This is a genomic window from Candidatus Auribacterota bacterium (assembly GCA_026392035.1).
Lineage (GTDB): Bacteria > Auribacterota > Tritonobacteria > UBA1439 > UBA1439 > JAPLCX01.
Map to the genome: position 1 here is coordinate 1 of JAPLCX010000084.1, position 11,624 is coordinate 11,624.

At 57.9% G+C, this 11,624-nt stretch carries 7 protein-coding genes; all 7 read left to right on the top strand.

What is annotated here, in order from left to right; all coding sequences use genetic code 11:
• Positions 1-238: 238 nt before the first annotated feature.
• The 7 genes from mrdA (at position 239) to NTX71_09035 (ending at position 11,621) form a co-directional block, all read left to right on the top strand.
• Positions 239-2,080 (top strand): penicillin-binding protein 2, encoded by a 1,842-nt coding sequence (gene mrdA, locus NTX71_09005; protein ID MCX6340040.1) that lies wholly within the window; start codon positions 239-241, stop codon positions 2,078-2,080.
• A complete protein-coding gene (gene rodA / locus NTX71_09010; GenBank protein ID MCX6340041.1) occupies positions 2,077-3,174 on the top strand; it encodes a rod shape-determining protein RodA in 1,098 nt (365 codons plus the stop codon). Before mrdA ends, rodA begins: the two co-directional genes overlap by 4 nt.
• Before the next feature lie 526 nt (positions 3,175-3,700).
• A complete protein-coding gene (locus NTX71_09015; protein ID MCX6340042.1) occupies positions 3,701-5,632 on the top strand; it encodes a TIGR03960 family B12-binding radical SAM protein in 1,932 nt (643 codons plus the stop codon).
• Between the two features lie 301 nt (positions 5,633-5,933).
• Positions 5,934-6,947 (top strand): hypothetical protein, encoded by a 1,014-nt coding sequence (locus NTX71_09020; protein ID MCX6340043.1) that lies wholly within the window; start codon positions 5,934-5,936, stop codon positions 6,945-6,947.
• A 110-nt stretch (positions 6,948-7,057) separates the two neighbouring features.
• Complete coding sequence (locus NTX71_09025) at positions 7,058-8,287, top strand: ATPase, T2SS/T4P/T4SS family (protein MCX6340044.1); 1,230 nt, start codon at positions 7,058-7,060, stop codon at positions 8,285-8,287.
• A gap of 366 nt (positions 8,288-8,653) precedes the next feature.
• A complete protein-coding gene (locus tag NTX71_09030; protein MCX6340045.1) occupies positions 8,654-9,871 on the top strand; it encodes a type II secretion system F family protein in 1,218 nt (405 codons plus the stop codon).
• Positions 9,872-9,974: 103 nt separating this feature from the next.
• A complete protein-coding gene (locus NTX71_09035; GenBank protein ID MCX6340046.1) occupies positions 9,975-11,621 on the top strand; it encodes an ATP-binding protein in 1,647 nt (548 codons plus the stop codon).
• The last annotated feature ends 3 nt before the right edge of the window (positions 11,622-11,624 follow it).

An 11,624-nucleotide genomic window follows, 5' to 3' on the forward strand; every position in this document is an offset into this window, starting at 1 on the left:
AGGAAACGGGCTCGGGATGGAGCAGCAGGCAAGTCACGAGTGCTGGCGTGAACGGAGCAAGCAGTTGAACCCGCGCATGCGCGAGGGAGGGACCAGATCATGTCTATTGACTCCGCGCCTTTGATGGGTGACCCATTACAGAAGGGTCGGGCATCGGGATATCCGCGAGCCCCGTCTGCCGAGAGCCCCGTGGGTGCATGCGGCGCACACGGGCTCGGGGCGTGAGGTCGCCATTATCATGAAAGCGTACCCAGAGGGAGCATTCTTCACCTCCCCGCGCATCAGGGGGATTGGAATCTCAATCCTGTCGGTATTTTTTCTGCTGACCGGTTATCTCTGGCATATGCAGGTGCTCAACGGCGCTGAGTACATGAACATGGCCAGAAAAAATCGCGTGCGGCTCGTGCGCAAGCGCGCGCCGCGCGGCGTGATCTATGATCGTCAGGGCGACCTTCTCGTGGACAACCGGGCAAGCTTTGATGTGGAGGTGATCCCGGAGGATGTTGAGGACATGGAGCGCGTCGAGGAGCGCCTCAGCGAGGTGCTCGGGATTGACCAGAAAAAGGTGAGGGAGCGGATACGCGGGCAGCGCGCGTTCACCTACCTGCCGGTGACGGTGGAGAGTGATGTGACCCTGGAGGAGGTGCTCGCGATTGAGGAGCGCCAGCCGATGCTTGCGGGGGTGCAGGTGGGCGTCTATCCGAGGCGACGCTATATTTATTCCACATCCGCGGCGCATCTCCTCGGCTATCTCGGCATGATCAACCCGGAGGAGCTCGAGCGGCTCCGCGGCCGGGGCTATACACCGCAGGACCTCATCGGCAGGGCGGGGGTTGAGAAGAGCTATGAGAGATTCCTGGCGGGCAGGGCGGGGGGCCAGGGTGTCCAGGTCGATAACCGCGGCTACCTGGACAAGGTGCTCTACCGTCAGGAGCCCGAGCAGGGGTGCGCGCTCCATCTCACGCTCGATTTGAAGACCCAGCAGGCCGCGGAGTCTGTGTTGGGCGATGGCGGGGGGGCGGTGGTGGCGCTCGATCCGCGCAACGGGGAGCTGCTCGCCATGGCGAGCGGTCCCGCCTATGATCCGAATGCCTTTGTCCCGCCCGTGGACAATGAGATCGTACGCGACCTCATGTCGCGCGAGGACCACCCGCTCGTCAATAGGGCGATTCAGGGGGTTTACCCGCCCGGTTCGACGTTCAAGCCGATCGTCGCGCTCGCGGCGCTGGAGAGCGGAGCGGTGCAGAAGAACACCACGTTTGAGTGCACGGGCCTGTTCACCCTGGGGCGGCATCCCTATAAGTGCTGGCTTGAACGGGGGCACCGCCGGCTGAACATTGTTGACGCGCTGATGTTCTCGTGCAATGTTTTTTTCTACAATACCGGACTGCGCACCGGACGGGATGCGATCGCGAGGATGGCATGTGAATTCGGCGTGGACGAGCTGAGCGGGATCGATCTCCCCGGTGAAAAAGCGGGCGTGGTGCCCACCGAGGACTGGCTCAAGGAGATGCGCATCGGGCGATGGAACCCCGGGGATACGGTGGTCATGGCCATCGGACAGGGATACGTGCTGCTCACTCCGCTGAGGCAGGCGATGATAATGGCGGCGATCGCGAACGGCGGCAAGATCTACAGGCCCCGCGTGGTGAAACAGGTGGTCTCCCCTCTTGGAGATATTGTTGAACGATATCAAGCTCAACTCATCAGGGAGATCCCACTGCGGGAGAAAGACCTCCAGCTGGTGCGGGAGGGGTTGTGGAAGGTGGTGAGTTCAAATTTCGGGACCGGCCAGAAAGCCAGGCTGGAGGGTGTCGCGATCGCCGGGAAGACAGGGACGGTGCAGGTGGGGCCCGAGGGGAAGCGGAGAAACCACGCCTGGTTTGTCGGCTATGCGCCATATGCTGATCCCCGGATCGTTATCGCGGTGCTCCTGGAGGGGAAGGAGTCGGGCGGCTTCTTCGCTGCCCCGGCAGCCAAGAAGATCTTCGCCGCGTACTTCGGCGTGAATCCTGAAGACAAAGCCCCTGCCCCCACCGGAAGCGACACGCCGCACCCCGCACAGGAGCGCCGCATATGACCGGCATCGGGTTATCCAGGCACATCAACTGGAGTATCGTCGCGTGCACGCTCGCGCTCGTGATACTGGGGCTCATCTTTATCTACAGCGGCTCCTATCAGCTCATGCCCGATGCGCGCACGAGCTACGTACTCAGGCAGATCACATGGGCGTTGATCGGCGGCCTCGCTGCTTCCCTGTTCGTGATGCTCGACTATCGAAAGCTGGCGACAATCGCCTTCTTCATCTATGCCTTTTTTAGCGCGCTGCTCATTGTCGTGCTCCTCACGTCTGATCCGAGGCGGGGGGCTCAGAGCTGGTTCTCCATAGGGGCTTTTGCCGTCCAGCCTTCCGAGTTCGCCAAGGTTGCCCTCATCCTCGCGCTCGCGCGGTACCTTTCCCGGGGGGACGCGCCCCGGCATTCCCCGTCGTATCTGACGGGGGCGTTGCTGCTCGCGCTTTTCCCTGTCCTGCTCATCCTCAAGCAGCCGGACATGGGGAGCGCCATTGTGTTCATTCCGGTGCTCATCGCGATGCTCGTCGCGGCCGGGGTGAACTGGTCGTATCTATTTTACATAACGATCGCGGGGATCCTGTCCCTTCCCCTCGGCTGGCTCTTCCTTAAACCGTATCAACAGACGAGGATCAGGGTGTTCCTTAATCCTCAGCTCGACCCGCTCAAATCGGGCTACAATGCGATTCAGTCCATGATCGCCGTGGGTTCGGGCGGGCTCTGGGGGCAGGGCTGGCTCCACGGTACCCAGACGCATCTCCGCTTCCTGCCCGAGCGCCACACGGATTTTATTTTCTGTGTTCTTGGAGAGGAAACGGGTTTCCTGGGATGCCTCCTCGTGGTGACCCTCTACGCGATCATCGCGTTCGGCGGACTCCGCATCGCCGAGCAGTCGCGGGATGAGTTCGGCAGGCTTGTCGCCGTGGGAGTGACGGTGCTCCTCGCGTCGCATGTCGCGATCAACATCGGGATGACGATCGGCCTCTTGCCGATCACCGGCCTGCCGCTGCCGCTCATGAGCTACGGCGGCTCATCGCTCGTCAGCACGCTTATCTGCCTCGGCATTCTCCAGAGCATTTGCGCCCGGAGATACATTTTTTGATCAATGTTTCACCACGGAGGCACGGAGAAGTCGCGGAGCACACGGAGGCAGAGGATACTGCTATCGTGTGAACAAAGAGCAAAAGAGCGGAAGAGGCAATATGCTCAAGCCACGAGAAACACCTTTTCCCCCTCTCCCTCTGAGGGGAGAGGGAAGGGTGAGGGTGAAGCAAAGTCAGAAATCGGGAAACCGGACGGGTAGGAATGTTGTTTGAATTCGTATTCATACGTGTTTTAATTGAATCCGAGCAAATCAGCGGAAAATTATATTTAATTCCGCTCTGCGTCCTCCGAACTACACATGTGCAAAACTTTTCTTTTTGAGAAAGTTTTTCAAACTGCACGATTAGCTTTTTACCGCTACAAACAGTGAGGATGCTGAAAAGCCTGTGTCTATCTGTGTGAATCTGTGTCACACGTCAATCTCTGTGTCCTCTGTGCTCTCTGTGGCTACTTGAATCTTGGTTGCGGCCCCGCATGCAGGGCCGCGCTGTGACCTCCTTGATAAAATGTTATAGGGCGCTTGTATGGACGATATTAAAAATACCCTTGAGCGGGAGGTGCTGCCGCTGGTGTCGAAGCCGGGCCGCTACATCGGAGGCGAAGTGGGAGCGGTGGTCAAGCGGGATTCGGAGGTGGATGTCCGGATCGCGCTCGCCTTCCCGGACGTCTATGAAATCGGCATGAGCCATCTGGGGCTCAAGATTCTGTACGCCATTGTCAATGCCCGGCCGCGCCTGGCCGCGGAGAGGGTTTTTGCCCCCTGGCCGGACATGGAGGCGAGGCTGAGGCAGCAGGGGGTCCCGCTCTACAGCCTGGAAACATTCAGGCCGCTGGATAAATTTGAACTTGTCGGCTTCTCGCTCCAGCATGAGCTCACCTACACCAACATCCTCACCATGCTCGACCTCGGCGGCATCGCGCTTCTCTCGGGAGATCGCGGGAGGGGCGCCTTCCCCCTCGTGATCGCAGGCGGCCCTGGGGCGTATAACCCCGCCCCCCTCGAGGATTTCATCGATCTCTTCGTCATAGGGGACGCTGAAGAAGCGATCGTAGAGCTGATGAGCGCGGTCGGTGAGTGGAAGAGACTGCACGCGGGGACGGAGGGGAAGAAGAAGGATCTGTTGCGGTATCTCGCGGGGAGTGTACGAGGGGTCTACATTCCGGAACTGTACAGGCGTGTCTATTCCGCCGAGGGCAGGCTCCTTTCATACGAACCCCGTGAGGCGGGTTTGCCGCCACGTGTCACGCGGAGGGCAATTCCCCGACTGGAGTCGCTCCGCTGGCTCCAGAAGATACCCGTGCCGAATATCGCGGTTGTCCATGACCGCCTGGCCCTTGAGGTGCGCCGCGGCTGCGGACAGGGGTGCCGGTTCTGCCAGGCGGGAATGATCTACCGGCCGGTCAGGGATGAAGCTTCTAGCGATATCCATAACGCTGCGCGGGCAGGTCTGGCCGGCACCGGCTACGAAGAGATCGCGCTCTGCGCCCTTTCTATCGGCGACTTCCCTGATTTGGCGGGCATCGCTGACCGGATCTTGAAGTGTGAGAGTCACGGGCCGGTCTCGCTTTCACTGCCCTCTCTTCGCCCCGATCAACTCTCCGATTCGCTCGTAAAGCGCCTCGCCCAGGGGCCCAAGACAGGGATCACCCTCGCGCCCGAGGCGGGGACCGAGGTGATGAGGCGCAGGATTAACAAGAAGATTTCCATGGACGACCTCATCCGTTTCGTCACCGATCTCAGGGGGCGAGGCTGGCGGATGGTGAAGCTCTATTTCATGATCGGCCTGCCAGGAGAAACCGAGGAGGACCTCAGGGGAATTGTGGACTCGATACGGAAGGTGGCATCGATCGGAGGGAGGGGGAAGGGGAGGTGGGAGGTGAATGTGACCATCGCCTCGTTCATTCCCAAGGCGCACACCCCATTCCAGTGGGAGCCGATGGAGGATGTGGAGCGCCTCCGCCGGAAGCAGGCGTTCGTGCGACGGGAGGTGAGGGGGAAGAACATCAATCTCAAGTTCCACGATCTGGAGTCGAGTTTCCTGGAGGGGGTATTTTCAAGGGGGGATGAGAAACTCGGGGAGGTCATCGCCCATGCATGGCGGCTCGGGTGCCGCTTTGACGGGTGGCGAGAGACCTTCAATTTCGGGCTCTGGCGAGAGGCGTTCGAGAAGGCCGGAATAGATCCGCGCGCGTATGCCCACCGGAGATTTGCCGACGACGAGCATCTCCCCTGGGAAATAATAGACACAGGGATCCGCAAAAAATTTCTCCTCGAGGAGAAGGAGAAAGCGGCTCGCGGAGAATTTACGGCTGATTGTGTGAGCAGCGGCTGCCAGGGGTGCGGCGCCTGTATTTCTCTCGGAGTAAAGCCGATTATCAACGAAGGAACAAACTTGATAAGAGGAGGGGCGTATCCACGTCCCATTGGTATGGTTCTACCAACACAGATTGTCTAAAGCTACTGAGCTGCGGTACTGCTGCCCCGGACATTCATAAAATCGGCATTCACGGCCTCAATTTTTCGCACAACTGCAGATAAGCATTTCTCCTGAACCCTCCTTTAGCACTTCAGCATATATTTCAACCCAAGCACTTAATTTATACTATGTCAAGCTAATGGCATCAGTTTGCAATTATGCAAAGGCAATCTTGACTCTGGCCTTTAAGTGTGCTAATTTTCACTTAGAGAATTAAGGGAGACATGATATGACATTTCATCGGCATGTCAAAAAAATGTTAGGGGAACTCTTGCTGTATATGGGCATTATTGACAGAACTCAGCTCCAGGAAGCTCTTGCCAAACAAAAGGAAACAGGCAGGTTGATAGGGGAGACCCTTGTCGAGCTCGGTTTCGCCAAAGAGGAAGATATCGTGGGTGCCATCGCCTTCCAATACATGATTCCTTATCTGCGGCTGAGAAACTGTGATGTGGATAGAGCACTCCTGTCTCTCATACCGCGCGACTTTGCGCTGGAGCACTCCTGCTTCCCGGTGGAGAGAGTGGATACTATTCTGACCGTTGTCATGGCGAATCCGCTCGATGAAAAAGCTATTGAGAAGATCAAAAGAATCTCGAAGAGCGACGTGCTCTGTTTTGTCTCAACCCCGACTGAAATCGCATCGGCCATCGAAGAGCACTACGGAGGAGTGGAGAAGGAGCTCGGCCCCACGGAGACATTCGCTGTGGAGACAGAGGCTCCCATCAAGGTTTTTCAGCTTGAGGGAAAAACCTTCCCAGAGGAGTGGGCAATGGCTGTGCCCGGCATGGAGAAACTGCCTGAGATACTCGTCAATGACGGGTGCATCTCCTCAGATCAGATGAGGAAGGCGCTCGATCGGCAGAAGGCAGAGGGGGGGAGTATCGTCCGCCTTCTCATAGAGAAGCGGTACGTGCCTGAGAAGGCGCTGATGACCTGCATCGCTATTCACATGAACATCCCCCCTCTCGAGCTTAACAGGTACAAGCCCGACAGGGAGGTGCTGGATCTAGTGTCGCGTCGCATCGCGAGCTACTGTCAGGTGATACCAATTGCGGCTCTCGGGCACACGCTGAGCCTCGCGATGGTCGATCCTTTCGATGTTGTAGCCATTGACTACATCCGACTCAACACCGGCCTCGAGATACAACCTATCATCTGTTTGGAGAAGGATTTTCGCGACGCGCTCGGGAACTACTACTCCGCAGAAGCGGACATGGAGGGCCTCCTGAAGGAAATGGAATCCCCCAAAGGGGAGATGAAGGAAGGTGATGCGGATCTGGAGATCATGTGATATTTCATGATTCAGGTGGCATTTATCCTATTTCTTTTTTCTGCGTGACGGTACTGCTGCTAGGGCTTGAGAGGGGATAAGGTTTCTGAGGGTTATGAAAGGTGTTACCCATGTCTCCAAATGATAATCCTGAGAAGAAGGGAAGCATTGAGGAGTTGAGAGATAGGAGTGGCGAGGTATCTGTCATCAAGATCGTCAACCTCATGCTCATTCAGGCCATAAAGGACCGTGCGAGCGATATACACATCGAGCCCTTCGAGAAAGAGTTGCGGCTCCGCTACAGGGTTGACGGTGTCCTCCATGACTCGACTCCTCCGCCGAAGCGCATGCAGAACGCGATCATTTCGCGAATTAAAATCATGTCCGACCTCGACATCTCTGAGAGGCGCCTCCCGCAGGACGGTCGCTTTAGAGTGAGGGCCCAGGGCAGGGGAATCGACTTCCGCGTGTCCTCTCTTCCTACCAGCTTTGGCGAAAAGGTCGTGCTCAGGGTGCTCGATAAGAGTGCCCTCCAGAGCCTTGATCTGGACAAGCTCGGTTTTGATAAACAGGGGATGGATGAATTTATGAAGGCGATCTCCTCCCCTTACGGTATCATTCTCCTCACCGGGCCGACCGGGAGCGGAAAATCCACCACGCTCTACACCGCCCTGAGGATGATCAACAAGCCGACGATCAATATCGTCACCGTCGAGGACCCCGTGGAGTACCAGATGGAGGGAGTGAACCAGGTTTCGGTCAATGCTGAGATCGGCCTCACCTTCGCGGCCGGGCTGAGGTCTATTCTGCGGCAGGACCCCGATGTGATCATGGTGGGCGAGATCAGGGATCAGGAGACTGCCGATATCGCGATCAAATCCGCGCTCACGGGCCACCTCGTGCTCTCCACACTGCACACGAATGATGCCGCCAGTTCCATCACCAGACTCGACGATATGGGGATTGAGCCTTTCCTGATCTCCTCATCAACGCTCCTCGTCGCGGCGCAGCGGCTGGTCAGGCGCATCTGCAAGAAATGTAAAAAGGAATTGGAGATACCCGACGAGGCGCTCAAGACGGCCCAGATGAAGTATGCGCAGAATGAAAAGCCCGTGCTCTATCACGGGACGGGATGCCCCTCATGCAAGAACACGGGTTATTCGGGCCGAATGGCCCTCATCGAAACAATTTCCATTGATGATGATATCAGGAACCTCGTTATGAAAAGGGCAACGGCGCGCCAGATCAAGCTCGCCGCGATGGAGAAGGGGATGAAGACCCTCCGGATGGTTGGGCTGGATCGGGTCAAGGAGGGGGCGACGACGCTTGAGGAGGTGATTCGGGTTACCGCCGCCGATTGAGAATCGGCGAGGGGAGAGACGTAGAAGAATAAAAGGAGGCAGCACGATCACTCGCCGTCTCGCAGGTTCGCCGTTTCCCCGACTCGGGTAGTGTCAAAAGTTCCATGAAAGAGCTGAATGCAACCACAGATTGCACAGATAGTTGTGAAGATTTTTGGGGGGGAGGAAGTCTGCGCCAATCTGTGGTGAATAAATCTGTGGTAAATGGAGAAGGGAAAGGATTTCTATACAAGGGCTTAATTATACGCATGTTACCACAGATAAATCACCACTGATTTACTCAGAAAAGGCATAAATAATCTGAGAAATCTGTGGTTGCGTTAAAGAAACTTTTTACATTACCCCGACTCGCCTAGGGAGTTTAAAATGCCGACGTTCAAGTATTTCGCAAAGGATCTTCAGGGGAACAATGTCACGGCCACGATGACCGCGGAGAACGAGGGGTCGGTCATCAGCAGCCTGCGCAGGAGCGGATTGTTGCCCGTGCGGATTATCCGGGAGGGAGACGCGCGCGCCGCACGCAGCATGCTTTTTTTAAAAAAGAAGGTGAAATCGGAGGCGGTCGTCATTTTCTGCAGGCAGCTCGCCACGATGATCGATGCGGGCCTGCCGCTCGTCCAGGGGCTTGAGGCCCTGGAGGAACAGCAGGCACAGAACAAATTCTTCGCGGAGATTCTCAGGACCGTCAAAGAAGATGTGGAGGGGGGGAAGAGTCTCTCGGACGCGCTGGACAAGCATCCAAGAACGTTCAGCCACCTGATTGTCAACCTCGTACGCGCGGGTGAAAACAGCGGAACGCTCGCGGAGATTATGGATCGCATCGCGAAATACCTGGAGTCTGCCCGCACGCTTCAGAAGAAGGTAAAGTCCGCGATGATGTATCCGGTAGTCGTATCGGTCATGGCGGTACTCATCACCATGGTCCTCCTCGTGAAGGTGATCCCGGTTTTTGGGACCATTTATTCAAGTTTTGGCGCTGAGCTTCCCCTCCCCACGAAGATGCTGCTCCGGGTCAGTGACCTGTTGAGAAAATATCTCCCCCTCGTGGTCGCGGCCCTCGTGGGTCTCGTGCTGGGAGTGAGGAAATTCTATCGCACGGATAAAGGCCGGCTGAAGATCGATAATTTAAAGTTCCGCATACCGGTCTTCGGCGACCTGATCCGGAAAGTGGTCCTCTCGCGTTTCGCGAGGACGCTCGCCACATTGGTGCGCAGCGGCGTGCCGATATTGCAATCATTGGATATCGTGGGGAAGACTGCGGGGAATTATGCGGTGGAGCTCGCGGTTGCCAGAGCCGCTCAGAAGGTCAAGGAGGGGGAGAGCATCGCCTCGCCGCTGGAGGGAACGGGCATGTTCCCCCCCATGGTGGTGAGGATGATCTCCGTGGGGGAGAAGACCGGGAGGGTGGATACCATGCTGGAGAAGATCGCCGACTTCTACGATGAGCAGGTGAACACCACACTCGCCGGGCTCACCGCGCTCATCGAGCCGCTCCTCATCGCGTTTCTCGGCATTGTCGTCGGCACCATCGTGATCTGCATGTTCATGCCGATTTTGAAGCTGTCATCCATTGTAAAGATATAGTGAAAGAATAAAAGAGTGGGTTGTGGGGGAGCGGCCGATGGGAGCGCGCCGCGCGCGGTGTGTCGCGCGGGGTTTGGAATTCGGAATTCATTGAGAGGGAGCCATGAGAGCGCCGGGGGATCGCAGAGAGCTCGTGAGCAGACTCAAGTGGTTCATGCTGGCCCGGCTCATTCTGATCTCCCTGCTCCTGGGGGTGAGCCCTTTTATATTCCACCTGGGGGCGACGCCGTATTTCTTTATCATCGGCTTCCTCTATTGCGTCACCGTCATCTACAGCCTGCTCCTCAAAACATCCCTCCCCCTGAAGATCCAGGCCTACGGCCAGTTCTTCGTGGACAGCGCGATGGTGAGCCTGCTCCTCAGCTTTACCGGGGGGGTTGACAGCAACTTCGTCCTCATCTATGTCCTCACGATTGTCTTCGCGAGCCTCATCATCGGAGGACAGGCGGGAGTGGTGATCGCCGTCAGCTGCAGCGCCATGTACGGCGCGCTCGGCGTCCTTCAGTGTGTGGGTGCGCTGCCGGAGGATTTGAGCAGATCCATACCCCTGTCGCTCGACCCGTTCTATGTCGGCCTCATGATCCTCGTGAGGGCGACGATCTTCTGCATTCTCGGGTACTTCGGCGATTATCTTGCGAACAGCCTGTACCGGCACCGGGTGGAACTGGATGACCTCAAGAAAATCAACGAGAAGATCCTCGCGCAATTGAAGAGCGGCCTCATCACGACGGACGCGGGCGGGAAAATCATATTTGTCAACCCCGTCGCCGAGGAGATACTGGGGTACAGGAGGGGCGAGATGATGGGGAAAAGCTGGCACTACTTTCTGGGGCGGCCCGTCGAAGACATCGACGACCGGTGGCTCGCCGAGGAGGCCAAGTCATTCACCCGGTGCGAGATCAAGGTGCGGCGGAGGGACGGGAGGGAGATCCCGATCGGCTTCACGGTCTCAAGCCTCGTGGACAGGGAGGGTACCGCCCTGGGGCTTCTCATACTCTTCAGGGATCTCACGAGTGTATATCGGATGGAGGAGCGCATGCGCAGGGCCGATCGGCTCTCCGCCGCGGGGGCGATTCTCGCGAGCGTGGCTCACGAGGTGCGCACCCCCCTCGCGTCAATCAGGGGCGCGGTTGAGGTGCTCAAGGAGAGCGGCTCTTTTCCAAACGGGCACACACGATTAATGGAGGTGATCCTCAAGGAGTCGGACCGGCTCAACAGGATCGTGAGCGATTTTCTCACCTATGGCCATGCGGGCAAGGAGACGCGGACGCGGGAGGATATCAATAAACTTCTGGACGAGGTCCTCTCGCTGGTCAGAGAGGGGAGGAAGCCGCTGGCAGGAGTGCGAATCACCCGGGAGAACGGAGGCGGGTCGGTATACGCGCGCGTGGAGGCATACAAGATCAAACAGGTGTTCATCAATATCCTGGATAACGCGCTGGACGCGGTGCGGGGAGGGGGGAGCGTTTCGGTCGCGCTGGAGCGCGCCGAGCTGCGGCCCGCGGGGGGGGCCGTGGCGCGGATAAAAATTGCCGACACCGGTGAGGGGATGAGCGCGGAGAGGATGGCGCATCTGTTCGAACCATTTTATAGCACCAAGGAGAGCGGCACCGGCATAGGACTTTTTCTCGCGGAGAGGATTGTGCGGAACCACGGGGGTCAGCTCGAAGCGGAGAGCAGGGAGGGCGGCGGGACTGTGTTCGCGGTCACGTTGCCCTGCGAGCCCGAAGGTGCCCCTACGGTGAGGTGATTG

What these genes read in the sequence shown, in the direction of transcription:
- mrdA (MCX6340040.1), top strand. Translation starts at nt 239, where the DNA reads ATGAAAGCGTACCCAGAGGGAGCATTCTTCACCTCCCCGCGCATCAGG.
- rodA (MCX6340041.1), top strand. Translation starts at nt 2,077, where the DNA reads ATGACCGGCATCGGGTTATCCAGGCACATCAACTGGAGTATCGTCGCG.
- NTX71_09015 (MCX6340042.1), top strand. Translation starts at nt 3,701, where the DNA reads ATGGACGATATTAAAAATACCCTTGAGCGGGAGGTGCTGCCGCTGGTG.
- NTX71_09020 (MCX6340043.1), top strand. Translation starts at nt 5,934, where the DNA reads ATGGGCATTATTGACAGAACTCAGCTCCAGGAAGCTCTTGCCAAACAA.
- NTX71_09025 (MCX6340044.1), top strand. Translation starts at nt 7,058, where the DNA reads ATGTCTCCAAATGATAATCCTGAGAAGAAGGGAAGCATTGAGGAGTTG.
- NTX71_09030 (MCX6340045.1), top strand. Translation starts at nt 8,654, where the DNA reads ATGCCGACGTTCAAGTATTTCGCAAAGGATCTTCAGGGGAACAATGTC.
- NTX71_09035 (MCX6340046.1), top strand. Translation starts at nt 9,975, where the DNA reads ATGAGAGCGCCGGGGGATCGCAGAGAGCTCGTGAGCAGACTCAAGTGG.